Source organism: Mycolicibacterium austroafricanum (genome assembly GCF_000612725.1).
Classification (GTDB): domain Bacteria; phylum Actinomycetota; class Actinomycetes; order Mycobacteriales; family Mycobacteriaceae; genus Mycobacterium; species Mycobacterium austroafricanum.
On record NZ_HG964458.1, the window covers coordinates 130,132 to 148,840 of the forward strand.

Below are 18,709 nucleotides of genomic sequence, written 5' to 3' on the forward strand. Positions count from 1 at the left end.
GCGCGAAGGCCTTGCGCCGTCAGCCCCGCAGTAGTTAAGTTAGGCTCACCTTACCAACAGAGAGGCGGCGTGATGGCATCCCCGGCACCCACTTCAGCCCCCACGACGGCAGAGCGCATCCGCAGCGCGTGCGCGCGGTCCGGCGGCGCAATGCTGGCCGTCGAGGGCCTTGATCCCACCACCACGCCGGTACACCACCTGCTCGACGACGGGTCGTTCGCGATCACCGTGCCCTGCGACGGATCGCTGGTCGCAACGGTCGTCTCCGCGGGCAACGCCGGCGTGCAGGCAGTGTTGGAGATGACGGACTACGCACCGCTGCCGCTGCGCGAGCCGGTCCGGTCGCTGGTCTGGATCCAGGGCAGGCTGCGGGACGTGCCGATCGGCGAGGTTCCCGCACTGCTGGACCTGATCGCCAGTACCGAGCCCAATCCCGCTCTGCTGCAGGTTAATTCAGGGTCTTCTCAGGGCGAGGGAGACACCCGTTTGGCGTTGATGCGCCTGGAGATCGAATCCGTGGTCGTCGCCGACGCGACCGGTGCCGAGTCCGTCGCGCTCAGCGCACTGCTCGGTGCCCGACCGGATCCGTTCTGCGGCATGGAGTCCTGCTGGCTGCAGCACATGGAGTCGGCGCACCGGGACGTCGTCGACCGCCTTGCCGCCCGCCTGCCCGCCTCGCTGCGCCGGGGCCGGGTGCGGCCGCTGGGCCTGGACCGCTACGGCGTGCAGTTGCGGGTGGAGGGCGCCGACGGTGACCACGATGTCCGGCTGCCGTTCGCCCATCCGGTCGATGATGTGACGGGCCTGAGCCAGGCCATCCGGGTGCTGATGGGCTGCCCCTTCCTCAACGGGCTGCGCGCACGCGGCGCGTGAGCGCCGCGCCGTCCGGGCGCCCGCTACCGTGACTGCGGTGAGCGCGACCGACGACGAACCCACCGACGCGCAGCGGCGCGCCCTGCGAATCGAGATCGCCGTCGTCCTTGCCGTCACGTTCGCCCTCAGCGCCTACACCGCGCTGCTCAGCCTGATCGAGAGTGTGCTGCTCGGCCTGTCCGGCCAGACCATCGCGCTCAACCCGACCCGCTCGCCGTTCGATCTGATCGACCTCGGACTGAACCTGGCCCGGCTGTTCCAGCTGCTGGCCTGGGGGGCGCTCGCGGTGTACCTGCTGTGGCGCAGCGGCGACGGTCCCGCCCGCATCGGCCTGGGCCGAATCTGTTGGCGCCGAGACCTTCTCGGCGGGGTCGGGCTGGCGATGCTGATCGGGGTGCCCGGCCTGGCGCTGTATCAGATCGCCCGCATCCTCGGGCTCAACGCCTCGGTCGAACCCGCCGAGCTCAACGACACCTGGTGGCGTATCCCGCTGCTCCTGCTGCTGTCCTTCGGCAACGGATGGGCCGAGGAGGTGATCGTCGTCGGCTTCCTGCTCACCCGGCTGCGCCAGCTCAGGGTCAATCCGTGGCTGGCGCTGGTGATCTCGAGCCTGCTACGCGGTCTCTATCACCTCTATCAGGGTTTCGGCGCGGGGCTGGGCAACGTCGCGATGGGGTTGGTGTTCGGCTACACCTGGCAGCGCACGGGCCGGCTGTGGCCGCTGATCATCGCGCACACGCTGATCGATGCCGTCGCATTCGTCGGGTATTCGCTGCTTCACGGTCGGCTCGGCTGGCTGATCTGAACGCGCGGCGTCACCGCCACCCGTGCTGCCGGCGCGTACATTCTTGTCGTGACCGACAAGCGGCCGCCTTTCCCCGGGCCGGTGCCGCCTCCTCCCCAGCGCGGGACCCCGCGCCGTCGGGAGCCGTCGCAGATCATCCGGCGCGACCCGAACTACCGCCCCGCGTGGCCGCCCAATCCCCCGACCCCGGTGCACCGGCCCGCGCCGCCACCCGCCAGACCACCGTCACCGCCCCCACCCCCGCCGCCGCCACGGCAACCGCCACCGCCACCGCGGCACGGTCGGGTGGCGGCGCCTTCCCCACCGCCGCGTCCACCGTCACCCACGCGGAAGAAGCCCCGGCGGGTGCGCCGACTCTTCCGCGTCGCGTTGGTGATCGTGATGCTGCTCGCGGCCGGCACCGTCGCGGCCGGTGTGTGGATCGATTCGGCACTGACCCGCATCTCCGCACTGACCGACTATTCCGACCGGCCCGCACAGGGTGAGGGCACCACGTGGCTGCTCGTCGGCTCCGACGGGCGCGAAGGGCTGACACCCGAACAGCAGGCCGAACTCGCCACCGGCGGTGACCTCGGCGCCAGCCGCACCGACACCATCCTCGTGGTCCACCTGCCCGGGCTGGGCTCTGCGACGCCGGCCACCATGGTGTCCATCCCCCGCGACTCCTACGTGTCGATCCCCGAGTACGGCAGCGACAAGATCAATGCGGCATTCTCCGTCGGCGGCCCCCGCCTGCTGGCCCGAACGGTCGAGCTGGCGACCGGTCTGCGTATCGACCACTACGCCGAAATCGGATTCGGCGGATTCGCCGAACTCGTCGACGCGGTCGGCGGCGTGACGATGTGTCCGGAGGCACCGATCAGCGACCCGCTGGCCGGTATCGACCTGCCCGCCGGATGCCAGCGCCTCGACGGGCGGACGGCACTGGGCTACGTCCGCTCCCGCGCGACCGCGCGGGCCGACCTGGACCGGATGGCCAACCAGCGACAGTTCATGTCGGCTCTGGTTGACCGTGCGGCCAGCCCCACGGTGCTGCTCAACCCGCTGAAGTGGTATCCGATGGCCCGCGCGGCGGCCGACACCGTCACCGTCAACGACGGCGACCACATCTGGGACCTGGCGCGCCTGGCGTGGGCGCTGCGCGGCGACATCGTCAACGTCACCGTCCCGATCGGCGAGTTCACCGAGAACGGGTCGGGCTCCATCGTGGTGTGGGACAGCGAGGCCGCCCAACGTCTGTTCGGCGCGCTGGCGTCGGACACACCGGTGCCACAGGACGTCCTCGACGCGGCCAACCCCTGATCGCAGCAAACATTGTTCAGCGCATCACACTGGCTGACCTAACTTAGGCAAAGCTGGCCAACCCTTGCCGAAGTAAGGTTCACCTTGGATGAATATGCAACCTGACCTGGTCTATCTTGGAGAAATGACTTCTCCCGGCGCTCTCGATGCGGTCGACACCAAGTTCCACAGCCTTCTCAACGAACAGGTGCGCAGCGAACTCGGCGCGTCGCAGCAGTATCTCGCCATCGCGGTGCACTTCGACAGCTCCGACCTGCCCCAGCTGGCCAAGTTCTTCTATCGCCAGTCGGTCGAGGAACGCAACCACGCCATGATGCTGGTGCAGTACCTGATCGACCGTGGCGTGCCGGCCGAGATCCCGGCGGTCGACCCGGTCCGCAACACCTTCGAGACCCCGCGCGAGGCCATCGCCCTTGCGCTCGACCTGGAGCGTGCGGTCACCGAGCAGATCAGCCGGCTGGCCGGCACGGCCCGTGACGAGGGTGACTACCTCGGCGAGCAGTTCATGCAGTGGTTCCTCAAGGAGCAGGTCGAAGAGGTCGCCTTGATGACGACGCTGGTGCGTATCGCCGATCGGGCGGGCGCCGACCTGTTCCAGCTCGAGGACTACGTGGCACGCGAGATCACCCCGGGCGCGGCGGATCCGTCGGCGCCCAGGGCCGCGGGCGGCGCGCTCTAGCGGCCATCTGGTCTTAGTCGCGCCCCGCGCCCGTCAGACCGTCCTGCAGCCAGCCCTTGGTGCGGCCTGGGTGGTTCGTGGCGATCCACGCCACGCCCAGGTCACGGCAGTACTCGACATCCTCGTAGTGGTCGACGGTCCAGCAGTACAGCGCGCGACCCTGCGCGGCGGCCCGGTCCACCAGTTCGGGGTGCTCGCGCAGGGTTGCGATCGACGGCCCCACTGCGGTGGCACCTACCGTGGTGGCCGCGCTGCCCCCGAGGTAGCGCGATGTCTCGCCGAGCAGCACGGTCGGAAGCAGCGGGGCCGCGCGCCGGATACGCCACACCGCGGCGGCGGAGAAGGACATCACCACCGCGCGCGACAGATCGGCCGAAGCCGGCGAGGCGATGCCGTACCGATGCAAAAGGGCGAGCACCTTGCTCTCCACCAATGCGCCGTAGCGCACCGGATGCTTGGTCTCGATGAACATCTTGACCGGCCGGTTCCAGTCCAGGACCAGCCTGACGAGGTCGTCCAGGGTCAGCAGGCCGGTGTCGCCGTGGCTTCCGTCGGCCCGCCAGCTCGGATGCCACGACCCGAAGTCGAAGTCCCGCAGCTGGGCCAGCGTCATCTCGCTCACCAGGCCGCTGCCCGTAGACGTGCGGTCCAGCCGGCGGTCGTGCACACACACCAGATGACCGTCGCGGGTCAGTCGGACATCGCACTCCACGGCGTCGGCGCCCTCGCCGAGGGCGAGTTCGTAGGCGGCCAGGGTGTGCTCCGGACGGTCAGCCGAGGCACCTCGGTGGGCCACCACGAAGGGGTGGCCGCCGAACGTCTCGCCGGAGCTCATACCGCTATGCTGCCGGGTTCTCCCCGTTGCTCTCAACTGCACGCGCGGGTTCGGCGTCATCCGATTCGCCGGCATCGACCCGTACCGTCACCCACCGCCGGGACGGCCGCTGCACCGGCTGACGCTCGAAACCGAGGAATACCCGCAGCGCCGACAGCAGCGCCGCGGCCGCGAACAGGTACGCAACGATCGTGGTCACCGTGTTGTCGGCGATGCCCTGCGCGTCCGCGGTGAAGCTGGTCGCGAATGCGAACGTCGACACCGTCGTGCTGGCGACCCAGAACAGCCACCACACCACGATCGGCCGGTGCAGCCAGCGCTGCCGCCCTTCGGCGTCGGCGAGCTCCATCACGTACACCGGCGCCCAGAACAAGTTGACGAACGGGGTCAGACACCCCAGCCGCAGCACCCATGCCGACCGCGGATCCCGGTGACCCTGGTGGGCGAAGGCGGCGGACCGGCGTGCGATCAGCCAGTTGGTCAGTACCACGAGGCTAGCGACGGTGAGGAACACCGCGACGACGCTCACGGCGACACCGCCCCAGGTGGCCGCCCCGGCGATCCACGGGTTCAGCAGCACCGAGCGGTTGACGATCAACAACACGTAGCGCACCACGTGGACGAACGCCGCGGCGCCCAGCACCGCCATCGTGGCCACCAGCGTCATCTGCACCGCGTTGACCGACGGGCCCTTGCGCTGCGCGGCGTCTTCGACCGGGACGTCGAAACGTTCGACCAGGCCCCACCGCGGAATGCTCAGATAGCGCGGGGTCGGGCCGAGGTCCCGGCGGCGGCGCGGCGGGCGCGGCGGCGCACCGGGACGCACGGCGACCCAGCGGTATCCGGACGGCAGACGTGCCCCCTGGCGCCGCGCGTCCTGCGGGGAAGCCTGCCGCGGGTCCCACCCGTGGCCGGCAGCGTGGCCCGACGGCGCGAGCAGCGTGCCGCGACAGCGCGGGCACCACACCCGCTGACGGTCGCGCACGTTCCACCGCGTCCCGCACTGGGAACACACTTGGATCATCGGACCAGCCTCACCAGGACAGCGTAGGTCAGATCGCGCCCGAGTCCCCGCCGTCGGTCACCACTGGGCGCCCGGCGCCGGCCCAGGCCAACATGCCCCCGGCGACATTGATCGGGTCGTAGCCGTTGCGTGCCAGATATTGCGCAACCCGCTGGGAGCGGCCGCCTGCATGACAGACCACGAAGAGTTGGGCCTCGGTGTCGATCTCGGCAAGACGCGCGGGCACGTCACCCATCGGGATGTGCTGGGCGCCCGGTGCGTGGCCGCGCTGCCACTCGTCGTCCTCGCGCACGTCCAGCAGGACCACGGTTTCGTCGAAGTCGACCGGAACGTCGCCGATCGAGGCCTGCGGCACGTCGGTGTCATCCATGTCCCCATGCTGACACGCCCCTGCCCGGCCGGCCGGGATCGGGGTGCAGCAATATCGCCGACCGGGGGCGGCTATCCACAGTTTCCACAGGTTCATGCACAGGATCCGGAGGGGCTCCGAGCGGCCATGACCTAGCCAGTCCGCGCCGTCGGGCGGTCTTCCTGTGGATAACCTCGCCGGCGTTCCGGTGACGATCAACAGGCCCGCATCGCTGCGAGCGAAATGCCTCGCACTGCTAAGTAATTCGGCGTTGGAGGGACGTCGTCCGGACTCGATTTCCGGCAGCGCACACCAAGCGCTATGATCGCCGTCACACGAGTGTAGTTGTGACTGATGTCACTGGAACCGTGAGCTGGGGGAGGTAAGCAGCGTGCAGGTGAGGAGCATCTGATGGCGTCTTCGATGGGCTCTGGGTCGGCCTTTCCGCCGTCTGAGTGGCAGACCTCTGCGCGCGTGTACACCCGCAGTCAGCTGATGGCCTGTCTGCGCGCGGGGCTCATCGCACTCGTCCTTCTCGGCGTCCTCGCGCTGATCATCCTGTACTGACCCGGCACGGCTCAGCCCTTCCGGACCGTCCAAACCACCCGGTAGGAACGCGTCGCGGGCACCCAGCCGAACACCCGCGAGTCGGTCACTCCCGGCGCATCGGCGTTGTCGGACAACGCCTCGAACATCACGGCCTCTCCGCCACGCACCCCACCCACCCGCTTCACGAGATACCGCGACGCACGTGTCGGATCGGGAAACACCCTGAGCTGCCCTCGTTTTGGCGTGCCACCGCGCAGCGCCAGCAGGCCGTCACCGGGCTCCAGCGTCGGACGCATCGAGTCCTCGACGACCACGAAACGCCGTAACGGCCACCGGAACCGCGGCGCCCGTGGCCCATGGTTTCCGCGCATCGCCTAAGCCTCGATCCACCGATGAATCAGCTGGTCATCGGGTGTCGTAACGAGGAAAGTGCCCTCTGAGCTGTGATGATGAGTGTTCTCTACGCACTTATCGACACAACTCCGAAAGGCACTTCCGGTGCAAGTGTCCCATAAGTTCGCCGCGTCGTCGGCGGTCTTCGATGATGACCATCTCGTGTCGTGCGCAGGACTGGTCCCGGTGATGACGTTGGCCGCCCAGACGGGGTTGGCACAGCTGTTGGCCGCCAAGGTGCGCATTACCGAGCCGCGGATCAAGTCCGGATCGGCCAACCCGGCACCGAAGCTGACGACCGTGGTCGCGGGGATGTGCGCCGGCGCGGACTGCATTGATGACCTCGACCTCGTGCGTAGCGGTGGGATGAAGACACTGTTCGACGGTGTGTACGCTCCCTCGACCATCGGGACACTGTTGCGGGAGTTCACCTTCGGACACGCCCGCCAACTCGAATCGGTTCTACGAGAGCATCTGGCCGGGCTGTGTGAGCGCGTCCAACTGCTGCCGGGCAGCGATGAGCGGGCGTTTGTCGATATCGACTCGCTGCTGCGCCCGGTCTACGGCCGCGCCAAGCAAGGCGCCTCTTACGGGCACACCAAGATCGCCGGCAAGCAGATCCTGCGCAAGGGTCTGTCCCCGTTGGTCACCACCATCAGCACCGAGACAGCAGCTCCGGTGATCACCGGAGCCCGGCTACGGGCGGGCAAGACCAACTCCGGCAAAGGCGCCGCCCGGATGATCGCCCAAGCGGTCGCCACCGCCCGCGCCAGCGGTGTCACCGGGCAGATCCTGGTGCGTGGTGACTCGGCCTACGGCAACAGCGCCGTGGTGGCCGCCTGCCGTCGCGCCGGAGCCCGGTTCTCGCTGGTGCTGACCAAGACCGCCGCCGTCGCTGCAGCCATCGAGTCCATTTCCGAGAGCGCCTGGGTTCCGGTCAAATATCCCGGCGCGGTCCGCGACCCCGACACCGGCGCCTGGATCTCCGATGCCGAAGTCGCCGAAACCACATACACCGCTTTCAGTTCCACCAAGACCCCGGTCACTGCACGGTTGATCGTGCGCCGGGTCAAAGACGCCCGGTTCCTCGATGCGCTGTTTCCGGTGTGGCGGTACCACCCGTTCTTCACCGACTCCGACGAACCCGTCGACGCCTCTGACATCACCCATCGCCGCCACGCCATCATCGAAACCGTGTTCGCCGACCTGATCGACGGACCTTTGGCGCACATGCCCTCGGGGCGGTTCGGCGCGAACTCGGCCTGGATCCTGTGTGCTGCGATCGCCTATAACCTGCTGCGCGCCGTCGGGGTGCTCGCCGGAGGTGTCCATGCGGTCGCGCGAGGAGCCACACTGCGCCGCAAGTTCGTCAACATCCCGGCCCGACTGGCTCGGCCGCAACGCCGAGCAATCCTGCACCTACCCACCCACTGGCCGTGGGCCCAGCAGTGGCTCACATTGTGGCGCAACACCATCGGTCACAGCCCGCCAACTGCTGCGACCCACTGACCACCGGCCCACAGGCCTCGACAAGAACATCACAGGAAAAGCTGGGCAGACCAGCAGCTACAGGCTGCCCACGATCTGGGCGCACGACAAGAACCAGCCACAAGAACCTCAACAGGGTCGATCCACGGATCGAGGCTAAGGGTAAGTTAGGGCCATGCTGCATCGACTGTTCGCCAACGCAACTCCCGCCCACGCCCACTGCGATCTGTACTGCGGCGTCTACGACCCCGCGCAGGCCAAGATCGAGGCACTGTCCTGCCTCAAGACGATTCAGAAGTACCACGACTCCGACGACGAGCATTTCAAGACCCGCGCCATCATCATCAAGGAGCGCCAGGCCGAAGAGGTCAAGCATCACCTGATGGTGCTGTGGGCCGACTTCTTCACCAAGGACCACTTCGAGCAGTTCCCGAACCTGCACCAGTTGTTCTGGGACGGCGTGCACGGCGCGGGCGACGTGAAGAAGTCGCTGGACCCGGCCGTGGCCGAGAAGCTGCTCAAGACGATCGACGAGATCTCCGACATCTTCTGGCAGACCGACAAGGGCAAGCAGATGGGCGTCTACCCGCCTGCCTGACGGCCGCCTCACCTACCAACGTCGCCCGGCTCGGTCACTGACCGAGCCGGGCTTTTTCGTGACCTGGCAGTCGTGTCCACTTGCGTGCCAACGGCTGTCTGCCGCATTCTGGGCGGATCGACCCAGGGGCGTGTCGGGCATTGGTCTGGATGCCAGGAGGCGAAATGGATTTCGGGTCCGGGCGGGCGATCGAGATCGCCCCTTTTCACTCACGCGGATCTCTCAAGGGGTTCGTCGTCTCCGGCCGCTGGCCAGATTCCACCAAGGAGTGGGCGCAACTGCTCATGGTGGCGGTCCGCGTCGCGTCGATGCCCGGGCTGCTCTCCACCACAACCATTTTCGGTGCCCGCGAAGAGCTCCCCGACGAGCCCGAGCCGGGCACCGTCGGCCTGGTGCTCGCCGAAGGCACGGTGGTCGGTGATGCCGCCGTGCCGCCGGGGCATTTCGCCGACCGCCAACCTCCCGCCTTGATGATGCTGCACCCGCCGTCCGAGACCACGCCGTCACTCCCCGAATGCGCCGGCGCAGCCTCCGGATGCGTCCTGCTGCCCGGGCTGCCCCACCTCGGGCTTGAGCATCGGGCCGCGTGGGTCGAGGCGGAGTCGGACGGCACCGTGACGTCGATGGTCAGCCGTGTGGGGGTCGATCCGATCAGCCATCCCGACACCGCGATTCTCGCGATGCTGCTGGCCGCGTAGCGGCCCTCACAGCAGTTCTGTGACCGTCTTGACAGCAGGCGCACAGCCGCCCCGCTCCCGGCTTGCCACTGGCTACTGACAGCTTTACCAGCGGCCCGCTGTCCGTGGAGTCCCGGAGTTTGCCGTGCCACTTGGCGAGAAGTCGGCCGGGGACGGCGCCGGCACTATCGGGCCCCGGGCCCCTCAGCAAACGAAAATTGGCTTGCCAATGCAAAGAGTTGACGGTTGCCGGCGGTAAAGGATGAAACTCCTGTGACCAGAGCTGCCAAAGGGGCGCGAGTATGCTGGCTACGGAGCCGTTATTATTTGCTTAACCGCACCGTACTGTGGCAGCACAAGGTGTGAATATCGGCGCCGTTCACACCAGTAGCGGCGCATCACATTGCGGGCCGAGTTGACTTTTACTCGGTTTGCACTTGGTTGGGACCACAACTGTCGCTACGATGATCAGCAAATACGCCGCCCTATGAACCCGCTCGCCTGTATGTGGAGGTCAACCCGATGAGCAACACGTTTGCCGCCCGCCTCAACCGATTGTTTGACACGGTTTACCCGCCCGGACGTGGGCCGCACACCTCGGCTGAGGTGATCGCAGCACTCAAAGCGGAGGGCGTCACCATGTCCGCGCCGTACCTGTCGCAGCTGCGTTCCGGCAACCGAACCAATCCCTCGGTGGCAACGATGGCGGCGCTTGCCAACTTCTTCCGGATCAAGCCCGCGTACTTCACCGACGACGAGTACTACGAGAAGCTCGACAAGGAGCTCACGCTGCTCGCCGGGATGCGCGACGAAGGGGTTCGCAGAATTGCGGCACGGACTGTCGGGTTGTCCGCGGAAGCCAAGCAGGACATCGTCCAGAAGGTCGATGAGCTGCGGCGTCGCGAGAACCTCGACGACTGACCTGATTAGCCTGTTGTCATGGCCGGCGCCTTAGTCGGCAACCGCACCCTGGCCGGCGCGTTCTGGGACGGCGTGGACGGCATCCGCGGTCAGCGTTCGATACTGGCGAGCGATCTCCAGAATCCACTCACGGTCTGAGAACGTGCTCGGCTGGCGCAGCCATGCCAGCCCCGGGAACTTCGCCCGTCCATCCCCCGCGGCGCCACCCCGGCCGGCGAAGATCCACTCGGCCACGGCGCGTGCCTGTTCAGCCGGTGGCACGTCAGGTGCCTCCAGGTCCTCTCGCGTGATCAGATCCTCGAGGTCGGTCACGTCGGCGCCGCTGCTGTCGACGGGCCGCAGCGCACCGTCGGCGGTGGTGGCCTCCAGAAACAGGGCGTCGGAGATCAACGACATCCGCTCGGCCACGCGGAAGGCCAGCGGCCCGCGCGGCCGGACACCGATGCCCACGTCGGGGTGTCGATGGCCGAGCTCGTCCAGAATGGGCTGGATCGTGCGCAGCTCCCGATGCGCCCCGAACCAGTCCTCCAGGCTCGGCAGCAGCGAGCCGGCCGCCACGATCAGCATCGCGCAGCCGAGCAGCGTCGCCGCGGCACCCACACCGACTGGGCCGGTGGTCCCCGCCGCTCGCAGCAGGAAGAACGCCGACGCCAACACGATCAGCACGATGCCGACCGTGAAGACGAAGAGCGCCCGCCCGCGCCGGGTCCGATTCGAGTGGCGCAGCCCGGCCCACACGACCAGACTCAGCGCCATCAGTACGTAGAGAAGCGGGAGCAGCCACGGCAGGGCGTTGCCGCCAGAGCCCAGGTTGCGTCTGAGGTACTCCTCGGGCGACATCTCCGGCTGCTGGCCTGCCGACAGGAACACGGCAAGGCTGACGGCCGCGATCACGGCGGCCACGCCGTACTGCGCGACCGCGATCCGCCTGGCGGTCGCCGGCGCACGACTCGACGAGACCGTGGTGATCATCACGCAACTGCCCGCCGCGCACGCGACCAGCGCCACCTGACTGAGCCCGATCGAGATGTTGGGCCAGCGCAGCAGGGTGTCGATCAACAGGGTCAGCGGCTGCCAGTTGAGCGCGGCGACCAGGCCCAGGCTGCCGAGCGCAAGGATCATCGCGGTGCTGACCAGCGACTGCTTGTTAACCAGCGCCCAGCCGATGCGAAGGCCGGTGGCCAGCCCGAGAAGACCGGCGATCACCCAGACGATCAACCAAACGCCTCTCCGAGTCGGACCTGAACGATCGACGAGCGGTCTGACGGCAGCCGTCCCAGCCGGTAGATCAGCAGCGCGGCGAAATCCTCGGCTTCCTGTTCGGCGTCCTCACCGCTGGGGCCCATACAGCCGGTGCGCTGGTTGAGCATGTAGCCGATCAGCTCCGAGCTGGCCAGTTCCGTGCTCTCCATGGCGGCCTGGACGACCGGGATGCCCTCGTGACCGAGCACCAGATGCCCCAACTCGTGGGCGAGGGTGCGATCCCAGGCTGGGAGACCCTGCTGGATCAGGAAGACGTCGCGGTCGACGTACTGACGCCACTGGCCGCACACGCCGGGCGGCAGTTCGGCCGTCGCCAGCTCGATGGGCCGGCCGCGGCTTTCGCCGACCGCTTCGACCAGACGGGGCAGCGACACCTCGCCCCGCCGCGGGGCGAGGTCGAGCACGTCACTGACCGCTCGGGTGACGCTGCGGCTCGCGGACATAAATCCCCCCTCTCGATGGATTCCACTATGCGCTGCTCATCCCGGCCGGGTGAGCAGTTCGTTCTAGTTCATGAATCGCGCAATTCCGCTGGCGCGCACTCCTTGTCCTGCTTTGGCCTGGCGGTAACCGACATACCCGCCGACTCCGGTCAGAATCAGGATTCCGGCCAGACCCGGCACCGCCAACGCCGCCACCTGTGAAATGCCGGCGCTGCGTAGATAATCGCCGTACCCGGCGCGGTTGACCGACGGCGGGACGGCGAAGTCGCGGCCGGCGGGGGCCGGCGAGAGCTGCCTCGGCGGGGTCGACTCGACGATCTGTCGGGGCGAGGCGGAAGCCCCGCCCGAGCCGGCCACGGAGGGTCCGGCCGACGCGCCGCCTCCGGTGGGCACGGTCACGAGGATCGGGACGCTGATCGGCGCCTCGGGGCCGTTACCGGCGGCGACGCCGATTCCGGGCACGGTGTCGAGCACGCCGGGATCCTCGGGCTCCGCCACCGGCGGCTCGATTCCCGGTCGGATGACCCCGCCAGGCAGCGGACGGACGGAGGGCACCCCTTCCGGACGGCCCTCGCCGTAGCCGTCATCCGGCTTGGGCCGATCGTCCGGATCGTCGGGCCACGGCCACGGCCACGGCCATCCGGGTTCGCAGTCCTTGTCGCCGTCCTTGCAGCAGGGCGGGCGCGGCTCCTCCGGCTCTTTATCGGCCACGGGCGCATCCTCGGAAGGCTGCGGTTCGCCGTCGGCGGGATCGGGCAGCGGTTCGGGGTCGGTGTCGCGGCCCGTGATGTCGCCCGCGTCGTCGGACTCGGCGACAGCCCCGCCGTCCGCAGGCTCGACATCCGGGTCGCGGTCCGTGCCGCCGCCCGCCGCCGCGGCGGTGTCCGGCCGGGCCCGGTCGTCGGCTCCACCGCCGGTCGCGTCCGCGTCCGCGTTGGCGGCGGTGCCTGTGTCGGCCGATGCGGTTGCGGTGGTCCAGCCTCCGACCAGCAGGCCAGAGGCCATCAGGCAGGCCGCTGCAGTGACACGCGCACGCGAACCCACGTCGTCACCACCCTTCGACGGACCTGCCGCCGTCCGACCCCGATGTGCGACGATTCTCGCACAAAGGGCAATCGCGGTTTGCTGAGAAGAGCAAACCGATCGGTCGACCGGGGCGCGGAGGCGCCGGGGTCATCGGCGAACGATAGTGTGGGACACCGTCACCGCCGCATCACGGCGGAACGTGCCGAAGAGTCGACCGGGAGGCCGCAGGGATGAGTCTGTTCAAGCGACGCAAATCCCGCGCTACCCGCAGGGCCGAGGCCCGTGCGATCAAGGCCAAGGCCAAGCTCGAGGCGAAGCTGGCGGCCAAGAACGAGGTCCGCAGGTTCAAGGCCGAGCAGAAGGCGGAGGCGCGTGCGCTCAACGCGCAGCTGAAGGCGCAACGCGCCAGTGACCGCGCCGCACTAAAGGTTGCTGAAACGCAGCTGAAGGCGGCCCGCGAAGGCAAGCTGTTCTCTCCCACCCGAGTTCGCAGGGCACTCACGGTGTCGCGTTTGCTGGCCCCGGTGGTGGTCCCGCTCGTGTACCGCGCGTCGATCTCAGCGCGGGGGCTGATCGACGAGCGCCGCGCTGACCGGCTCGGTGTCCCGCTGAGCCAGCTCGGCCAGTTCTCCGGGCACGGCGCGCAACTGTCGGCGCGCATCGCCGGGGCCGAGCATTCGCTGCGTCTGCTCGCCGACAAGAAGCCCAAGGACGCCGAGACCAAACAGTTCGTCGGCGCCATCACCGAGCGGCTGAGTGACCTGGGCGCCGCGGTGGCCGCCGCCGAGAACATGCCGTCGGCGCGCCGGCGCGCCGCACACGCGGCGATCGCCGAGCAGCTCGACGGTATCGACGCCGACCTGATGGCCCGCCTGGGCGTGGTCTGACCCGTTGTCTCAGGCCACGTCGGAGGCCACGGCGGCTCTGCGCGGTGCGGCGGCCGGCCTGCTGACTGCCGCGCTGACGCTCGCCGCGCACGGCGTCGGCGGCGGCGCCGTTCTCGCCGGAGCGGCCACGGTGCAGCTCCTGGTGGTCGCGGCCGTCGTCGGCGGCCTGGCCGCCTCGGTGTCAGGCGCCGACGATCTGCGCGTGATGGTGTGCCTGCTGGGTGCGGGACAGCTGGTCGGGCACGTCGTCCTGGCCGCCGGTGGGCATGCCCACGCCGCGCCGCCGGCCGCGGCGATGGTCTCTGCCCACGCGGTCGCCGTCGTGGTCGGCGGGCTGCTGATCAACACCGGAGCCCGGCTGTGCCGAGTGCTGTCGAAGGTGCTACGGCTGGTCGGGCGGCCCAACCCGCCGCTTGCGTCCGTGTCGCGCCTCAGCGCCACCGCCGCCGACCAGCCCATGCGCTCGACCCTGCTCATCGCCTGCTCGATGTCGTATCGAGGTCCACCGGCCGGCGCGCGCTGCTGACCGACACCCTCCTACCGACCGAGAAAGCAACAATCGAATGACTGCAGTACAACGTGCCACGCACGTCCTCCTCGTCGCGCTGACAACCCTCGGCCTCCTCGCCGGCGCCCTCGGCTACGCCGCTGCCGCCTGGGCCCATGCCGCCAGGATCGCCGGCGATCCCGTCGACAACGCGGAGCTGGCGCAGCCGCCGGCGGTGGTGACCGCGACCTTCAACGAACCGATGCAGGCCCAGTTCGCGGCGATGACGGTGATCGGCCCCGACGGCGTGCAGTGGGCCGAGGGGGCCCCCATCGTCGATGGCACGGTGATCAGCGTGCCGGTCCGGCCGGGCGGGCCGGCAGGCGATTACACGGTGAACTACCGCGCCACCTCCGCCGACGGCCACGTCGTGACCGGTGCGTGGTCCTACCGCGTACTGGCGGCGGGCCCCACGCCCCCGGCCGCCTCGTCGGCGACGCCCCCGACGACCACGGCGGCCGCCCCCGCCGGAGACGCGCCCTCGGACGGGCTGCCCGTCTGGCCGTTCGTGGCGGCGGCCACGGTCATCGTGGCCGCCGGTGCGCTGTGGGCGGTTCGGCGCAGGTCGTGACGCACCGGCGGGCGGTGGCGGGCGGTGCGCTCGTCACCGTGGCGAGTTGCGTCGCGGCGTGGGCGCTGGCCTACCCGGCCGGCTCGCTGACATCGGCGGTGCCGAGGGCCGTGGCCGACGGCGCCGCGGTCGTGACGCTCGGGCTGGCGGTGGTGCCTGCGCTGGACGGACCTCGATACCGCGACGAACTCGTCCGTCGGGCCACCGCACCTCTGGTGTCGGCGTCGGCAGTCTGGGTGGTCGCCGAACTGGTGCGGCTCGCGCTCGCCGGCGCCGAGGCGGCGGGTACCACGGTCACCGGTCTGGGCCTGCGTGAGGCGTGGGAATTCGCCGCATACACCGCGCCGGGCCGGGCGGGTCTGCTCACCGTGCTCGCCGCCGCAGCGGTGTGCGCGGTGACGTCGGTGGCGCCGAGGTCCGGACCTGCGTGCATCGCCGGCGCGGGGCTCGCCTGCATCGGCGTCATCGGGCACCCGCTGACCGGGCACCTGTCGGGCAGCGTTCTGGGCGGGGTCTCGATCGCGGTACACGCACTGGCGGCGGCGCTGTGGTGCGGCACGCTGGCGGGTCTGGTGTTGACGGTCGATCACCGGGGGCAATGGGCGCGGGTTCTGCCCCGGTTCTCCCAACTCTCACTGGGCTGTGTGGCCGCGCTGCTGGCAGGCGGTATCGCAGCCGGCGTGACGGTGCTGGAGTCCCCTGCGGCGCTGTACGCCACGGGGTACGGCAGGGTGCTGTCCCTCAAGATCGCGCTGACACTGGTGCTCATCGCGCTCGCATGGCGCAACCGTGAGCTGTGGCTGCCCGCGGCCCGCACCCACCGCAGCACCGCCGCGGTGTCGCGGACCCGGGCCTACACGGAACTGACCTTGATGGCGGCCACCGTGGCCGCGGCCGCGGTGTTGTCGGTGACCGGCTGACACCGGCGAGGACCCTCACAGCGACCTGGCATGATGGGGTCACTGCCGGGTGCAGACACTCAAAGGAGCAGCGAAATGGCGGACGAGCCGGATCGGCCCGACGAAAGTCCCGATACCGCAACCCCTGCGACGCCACCACCGGTCCCGCCGGTGAAGAAGGCCGCCGCCAGGAAGGCTGCGCCGTCGAAGAAGGCGACTCCGGCCAAAAAGGTTCCAGCCAAAAAGGTTCCTGCCAAGAAAGCGCCCGTGAAGAAAGCCGCCGCGAAGAAAGCGGCGCCCACCAAGGCCGCCCCCACCAAGGAGGCGCCGCCGGTGCAGGCCAGTCTGGCAGCAGCCGCCGAAGAGACTGCAGCACAGGCGAAGTCGACGGTTGCTACCGCCAGCACTGCGGTCTCGGCACCTCCCCCCGCGCCGCCCGCCGGCCTGGACTCGTCGCGCCTGCCGATCGTGGCGGCACTGGTCGCCGGCGTACTGGCGCTGGTGGTCATCCTGCTGGCCGCGCGCCGCAACAGCGACCGCTGACCGAAAGCACTTGAGCCGGTCGAAACACCGACTGAGATAATCGCGCGGTGACAGTGACGCCGCGCCCCACCGCTGACCTGGTCGACGAGATCGGCCCCGACGTCCGCAGCTGCGATCTGCAGCTTCGCCAGTACGGTGGGCGGACAGACTTCGCCGGACCGATCACCACCGTGCGCTGCTTCCAGGACAACGCACTGCTCAAGTCGGTGCTCTCCGAGCCGGGCGACGGCGGGGTGTTGGTCATCGACGGTGACGGTTCGGTACACACGGCGCTGGTCGGCGATGTGATCGCCGAACTGGGACGGTCCAACGGGTGGTCCGGGCTGATCATCAACGGCGCGGTGCGGGACGCCTCGACGTTGCGCACCCTCGACATCGGCATCAAGGCGTTGGGCACCAACCCGCGCAAGAGCACCAAGACCGGCGAGGGCATCCGGGACGAGGCCGTCGAGTTCGGTGGCGTGGTGTTCACTCCCGGCGACATCGCCTACAGCGATGACGACGGGATCGTCGTCATCGCTGCGGGCTGATCAGGCCGAGGCCGTCACCTGGGCCGGGTGCCTTGAGAAGGCGAGCGCCTCGTCGTCGACCTTGCCGCGCCGGATCAACTGCAGGTCCATCAGGTAGTTCTGCTTGAGCCGCCACGGTGCCCGCGAGCCCGCCTTGGGCAGGTAATCGAGGGCACGCAGCACGTAACCCGGCGTGAAGTCCATCAGCGGCCGCTCGTCGACGCTGCTGCCCGGGTGGCGCGGTTCGACCCTGTCGTAGGAGTTGGCGTCCATGTAATTGATGATGCGGCAGAAGAACTCCGACACCAGGTCGGCCTTCAGGGTCCACGAGGCATTCGTGTAGCCGATGGTGAAGGCCAAGTTGGGCATGTCCGTCAGCAACATGCCCTTGTAGGCCATCGTGTCGTTGAGTTCGATGGCCTCGCCGTTGCGCGAGATCGTTGCGCCGCCGAACAGCTGCAGGTTCAAACCCGTTGCGGTGACGATGATGTCGGCGTCCAGATGGCGGCCGGAGGCCAGCTGGATTCCGGTCTTGGTGAACCGCTCGATGGTGTCGGTGACCACGTCGGCCTTGCCTGCGCGGATCGTCTTGAACAGATCCCCGTTGGGCGCCAGGCAGACTCGCTCATCCCACGGGTTGTAGCGCGGGTTGAAGTGCTTGTTCACGTCGTAGCCCTCGGGCAGCCGGTGCTTGGCCATCGTCAGCAGCTGCTTGCGGAAGAAGTCAGGGAACTTGCGTGCGACCTGGTACTGGACGGACTGCTGCAGGATGCTCTTCCAGCGGTTGAGCACGTAAGCCACCTTGGCCGGCAGCCGCTTGTTGGTCGCCACCGTGAACGGGTCCACATCGGGAAGCGCCGCGATGAAGGTCGGCGAGCGTTGCAGCATGGTCACGTGGCCCGCCCCCGAATTGGCAAGGGCGGGAATGAGGGTGACCGCGGTCGCCCCGCTGCCGATGACAACGATCCGCTTACCGGCGTAGTCGAGATCCTCCGGCCAGTGCTGCGGGTGGATGAGGGTGCCCTCGAAGTCTTCCGATCCGGGGAAGTCGGGCGAGTAGCCCTCGTCGTAGTTGTAGTAGCCGCTGCAGGCCATCAGGTAGCGGGCGGAGATCTCGACTTCCTCGCCGGCACGGTCGACGCGCACGGTCCACCGGTTGTCGGCGTCGGACCAGTCCGCGGACTTCACGTTCTGCCCGTAGCGGATGTGCTTGTCGATGCCGTACTCGGCAACCGTCTCGTTGAGGTAGGCCATGATGTCGGGCCCGTCGGCGATCGCCTTGTCCGACGTCCACGGCTTGAACCGGAAGCCGAGCGTGAACATGTCGGAGTCCGACCGGATGCCCGGATACTTGAACAGGTCCCAGGTGCCGCCGAGGTTATCCCGGCGTTCGAGGATCACGTAACTCTTGCCGGGACAACGGTCCTGCAGGTGCCAGGCGGCGCTGATGCCGGAGATCCCGGCACCCACGATCACAACGTCGACAAATTCGGTCATGGCGTCAAGCTATCAACGTGGTGTCGAACGA

The 18,709-nt window shown here is 68.7% G+C and carries 24 protein-coding genes; 15 read left to right on the forward strand and 9 right to left on the reverse strand.

The features are described from left to right. Positions 1 to 72: 72 nt before the first annotated feature. A complete protein-coding gene (locus BN976_RS27170; protein ID WP_011782780.1) occupies positions 73 to 873 on the forward strand; it encodes a DUF2470 domain-containing protein in 801 nt (266 codons plus the stop codon). Between the two features lie 37 nt (positions 874 to 910). Further along, on the forward strand, positions 911 to 1,678 hold the full coding sequence (locus BN976_RS27175) for a CPBP family intramembrane glutamic endopeptidase (RefSeq protein ID WP_011782781.1): 768 nt from the start codon (positions 911 to 913) through the stop codon (positions 1,676 to 1,678). 133 nt (positions 1,679 to 1,811) lie between these two features. Here the strand turns inward: BN976_RS27175 and BN976_RS34510 are convergent, their stop codons facing one another. Beyond that, positions 1,812 to 2,000: a hypothetical protein gene (locus tag BN976_RS34510; RefSeq protein ID WP_235622151.1), complete on the reverse strand. Its 189-nt coding sequence runs from the start codon at positions 1,998 to 2,000 to the stop codon at positions 1,812 to 1,814. A 23-nt stretch (positions 2,001 to 2,023) separates the two neighbouring features. Here BN976_RS34510 and BN976_RS27180 point away from each other — a divergent pair, with 23 nt between their 5' ends. Both BN976_RS27180 and BN976_RS27185 read left to right on the forward strand, forming a co-directional pair. Then, on the forward strand, positions 2,024 to 2,980 hold the full coding sequence (locus BN976_RS27180; protein ID WP_375167632.1) for an LCP family protein: 957 nt from the start codon (positions 2,024 to 2,026) through the stop codon (positions 2,978 to 2,980). Positions 2,981 to 3,104: 124 nt separating this feature from the next. Beyond that, the gene (locus BN976_RS27185) at positions 3,105 to 3,659 is read left to right on the forward strand and encodes a ferritin (protein ID WP_036375716.1); all 555 of its coding nucleotides are present in this window, start codon (positions 3,105 to 3,107) and stop codon (positions 3,657 to 3,659) included. Between the two features lie 13 nt (positions 3,660 to 3,672). Here the strand turns inward: BN976_RS27185 and BN976_RS27190 are convergent, their stop codons facing one another. The 3 genes from BN976_RS27190 to BN976_RS27200 are packed head-to-tail and all read right to left on the reverse strand — an operon-like array spanning position 3,673 to position 5,888. Next, a complete protein-coding gene (locus BN976_RS27190; protein ID WP_011782784.1) occupies positions 3,673 to 4,494 on the reverse strand; it encodes a glycerophosphodiester phosphodiesterase in 822 nt (273 codons plus the stop codon). A 4-nt stretch (positions 4,495 to 4,498) separates the two neighbouring features. Next, positions 4,499 to 5,518 carry a DUF4328 domain-containing protein gene (locus BN976_RS27195; protein WP_036375725.1) on the reverse strand — a complete coding sequence of 340 codons (1,020 nt, stop codon included), beginning with the start codon at positions 5,516 to 5,518 and terminating at the stop codon, positions 4,499 to 4,501. Between the two features lie 28 nt (positions 5,519 to 5,546). Further along, a complete protein-coding gene (locus tag BN976_RS27200; protein WP_011782786.1) occupies positions 5,547 to 5,888 on the reverse strand; it encodes a rhodanese-like domain-containing protein in 342 nt (113 codons plus the stop codon). A gap of 390 nt (positions 5,889 to 6,278) precedes the next feature. Here BN976_RS27200 and BN976_RS34085 point away from each other — a divergent pair, with 390 nt between their 5' ends. Continuing rightward, positions 6,279 to 6,434 carry a hypothetical protein gene (locus BN976_RS34085; RefSeq protein ID WP_165804608.1) on the forward strand — a complete coding sequence of 52 codons (156 nt, stop codon included), beginning with the start codon at positions 6,279 to 6,281 and terminating at the stop codon, positions 6,432 to 6,434. Between the two features lie 11 nt (positions 6,435 to 6,445). Here BN976_RS34085 and BN976_RS27205 read toward each other — a convergent pair whose 3' ends face one another. Then, positions 6,446 to 6,787, reverse strand: coding sequence for a S26 family signal peptidase (locus tag BN976_RS27205; protein WP_011782787.1), 342 nt, complete (start codon positions 6,785 to 6,787; stop codon positions 6,446 to 6,448). Positions 6,788 to 6,914: 127 nt separating this feature from the next. On the opposite strand from BN976_RS27205, the gene BN976_RS27210 reads away from it, so the two are divergent. From BN976_RS27210 to BN976_RS27225, 4 genes are all read left to right on the forward strand, one after another. Beyond that, positions 6,915 to 8,318, forward strand: a complete 1,404-nt coding sequence (locus BN976_RS27210; protein ID WP_036375728.1) for an IS1380-like element ISMva3 family transposase — start codon at positions 6,915 to 6,917, stop codon at positions 8,316 to 8,318. Between the two features lie 154 nt (positions 8,319 to 8,472). Next, on the forward strand, positions 8,473 to 8,895 hold the full coding sequence (sodN, locus tag BN976_RS27215) for a superoxide dismutase, Ni (RefSeq protein WP_011782788.1): 423 nt from the start codon (positions 8,473 to 8,475) through the stop codon (positions 8,893 to 8,895). 164 nt (positions 8,896 to 9,059) lie between these two features. Then, the gene (locus BN976_RS27220) at positions 9,060 to 9,593 is read left to right on the forward strand and encodes a hypothetical protein (RefSeq protein WP_011782789.1); all 534 of its coding nucleotides are present in this window, start codon (positions 9,060 to 9,062) and stop codon (positions 9,591 to 9,593) included. A gap of 501 nt (positions 9,594 to 10,094) precedes the next feature. Beyond that, the gene (locus BN976_RS27225) at positions 10,095 to 10,493 is read left to right on the forward strand and encodes a helix-turn-helix domain-containing protein (RefSeq protein WP_011782790.1); all 399 of its coding nucleotides are present in this window, start codon (positions 10,095 to 10,097) and stop codon (positions 10,491 to 10,493) included. Between the two features lie 30 nt (positions 10,494 to 10,523). On the opposite strand, the gene BN976_RS27230 is transcribed toward BN976_RS27225, so the two are convergent. The 3 genes from BN976_RS27230 to BN976_RS33905 all read right to left on the reverse strand — a co-directional run bounded on the left by BN976_RS27230 (position 10,524) and on the right by BN976_RS33905 (position 13,243). Continuing rightward, positions 10,524 to 11,711 (reverse strand): hypothetical protein, encoded by a 1,188-nt coding sequence (locus tag BN976_RS27230; protein WP_036375731.1) that lies wholly within the window; start codon positions 11,709 to 11,711, stop codon positions 10,524 to 10,526. Then, positions 11,708 to 12,199, reverse strand: a complete 492-nt coding sequence (locus BN976_RS27235) for an ImmA/IrrE family metallo-endopeptidase (protein ID WP_011782792.1) — start codon at positions 12,197 to 12,199, stop codon at positions 11,708 to 11,710. Before BN976_RS27235 ends, BN976_RS27230 begins: the two co-directional genes overlap by 4 nt. Before the next feature lie 63 nt (positions 12,200 to 12,262). Continuing rightward, positions 12,263 to 13,243, reverse strand: coding sequence for a hypothetical protein (locus BN976_RS33905; protein WP_036375734.1), 981 nt, complete (start codon positions 13,241 to 13,243; stop codon positions 12,263 to 12,265). 212 nt (positions 13,244 to 13,455) lie between these two features. Here BN976_RS33905 and BN976_RS27245 point away from each other — a divergent pair, with 212 nt between their 5' ends. The 6 genes from BN976_RS27245 (at position 13,456) to rraA (ending at position 17,202) form a co-directional block, all read left to right on the forward strand. Further along, complete coding sequence (locus BN976_RS27245) at positions 13,456 to 14,112, forward strand: DUF6474 family protein (RefSeq protein ID WP_011782794.1); 657 nt, start codon at positions 13,456 to 13,458, stop codon at positions 14,110 to 14,112. Between the two features lie 4 nt (positions 14,113 to 14,116). After that, the gene (locus BN976_RS27250) at positions 14,117 to 14,638 is read left to right on the forward strand and encodes a hypothetical protein (protein ID WP_011782795.1); all 522 of its coding nucleotides are present in this window, start codon (positions 14,117 to 14,119) and stop codon (positions 14,636 to 14,638) included. A gap of 37 nt (positions 14,639 to 14,675) precedes the next feature. Then, the gene (locus BN976_RS27255; RefSeq protein WP_011782796.1) at positions 14,676 to 15,230 is read left to right on the forward strand and encodes a copper resistance CopC family protein; all 555 of its coding nucleotides are present in this window, start codon (positions 14,676 to 14,678) and stop codon (positions 15,228 to 15,230) included. Next, the gene (locus tag BN976_RS27260) at positions 15,227 to 16,150 is read left to right on the forward strand and encodes a CopD family protein (RefSeq protein WP_011782797.1); all 924 of its coding nucleotides are present in this window, start codon (positions 15,227 to 15,229) and stop codon (positions 16,148 to 16,150) included. The genes BN976_RS27255 and BN976_RS27260 overlap by 4 nt, the downstream gene beginning before the upstream one ends. 75 nt (positions 16,151 to 16,225) lie before the next feature. Next, a complete protein-coding gene (locus tag BN976_RS27265) occupies positions 16,226 to 16,672 on the forward strand; it encodes a hypothetical protein (protein ID WP_036375737.1) in 447 nt (148 codons plus the stop codon). A 47-nt stretch (positions 16,673 to 16,719) separates the two neighbouring features. Continuing rightward, entirely contained in the window at positions 16,720 to 17,202 is a 483-nt protein-coding gene (gene rraA, locus BN976_RS27270) for a ribonuclease E activity regulator RraA (protein ID WP_011782799.1), read from the forward strand. Here the strand turns inward: rraA and BN976_RS27275 are convergent, their stop codons facing one another. Next, complete coding sequence (locus tag BN976_RS27275) at positions 17,203 to 18,678, reverse strand: flavin-containing monooxygenase (protein ID WP_011782800.1); 1,476 nt, start codon at positions 18,676 to 18,678, stop codon at positions 17,203 to 17,205. Positions 18,679 to 18,709: the final 31 nt, after the last annotated feature.

Bases quoted from the DNA above. Each gene is read 5' to 3' on its own strand.
- BN976_RS27205 (WP_011782787.1), bottom strand. From the start codon at position 6,787: ATGCGCGGAAACCATGGGCCACGGGCGCCGCGGTTCCGGTGGCCGTTA.
- BN976_RS27190 (WP_011782784.1), bottom strand. From the start codon at position 4,494: ATGAGCTCCGGCGAGACGTTCGGCGGCCACCCCTTCGTGGTGGCCCAC.
- BN976_RS27275 (WP_011782800.1), bottom strand. From the start codon at position 18,678: ATGACCGAATTTGTCGACGTTGTGATCGTGGGTGCCGGGATCTCCGGC.
- BN976_RS27235 (WP_011782792.1), bottom strand. From the start codon at position 12,199: ATGTCCGCGAGCCGCAGCGTCACCCGAGCGGTCAGTGACGTGCTCGAC.
- BN976_RS27265 (WP_036375737.1), top strand. From the start codon at position 16,226: ATGGCGGACGAGCCGGATCGGCCCGACGAAAGTCCCGATACCGCAACC.
- BN976_RS27185 (WP_036375716.1), top strand. From the start codon at position 3,105: ATGACTTCTCCCGGCGCTCTCGATGCGGTCGACACCAAGTTCCACAGC.
- BN976_RS27170 (WP_011782780.1), top strand. From the start codon at position 73: ATGGCATCCCCGGCACCCACTTCAGCCCCCACGACGGCAGAGCGCATC.
- sodN (WP_011782788.1), top strand. From the start codon at position 8,473: ATGCTGCATCGACTGTTCGCCAACGCAACTCCCGCCCACGCCCACTGC.
- BN976_RS27225 (WP_011782790.1), top strand. From the start codon at position 10,095: ATGAGCAACACGTTTGCCGCCCGCCTCAACCGATTGTTTGACACGGTT.
- BN976_RS27220 (WP_011782789.1), top strand. From the start codon at position 9,060: ATGGATTTCGGGTCCGGGCGGGCGATCGAGATCGCCCCTTTTCACTCA.
- BN976_RS27255 (WP_011782796.1), top strand. From the start codon at position 14,676: ATGACTGCAGTACAACGTGCCACGCACGTCCTCCTCGTCGCGCTGACA.
- BN976_RS27200 (WP_011782786.1), bottom strand. From the start codon at position 5,888: ATGGATGACACCGACGTGCCGCAGGCCTCGATCGGCGACGTTCCGGTC.
- BN976_RS27245 (WP_011782794.1), top strand. From the start codon at position 13,456: ATGAGTCTGTTCAAGCGACGCAAATCCCGCGCTACCCGCAGGGCCGAG.
- BN976_RS27195 (WP_036375725.1), bottom strand. From the start codon at position 5,518: ATGATCCAAGTGTGTTCCCAGTGCGGGACGCGGTGGAACGTGCGCGAC.
- BN976_RS34085 (WP_165804608.1), top strand. From the start codon at position 6,279: ATGGCGTCTTCGATGGGCTCTGGGTCGGCCTTTCCGCCGTCTGAGTGG.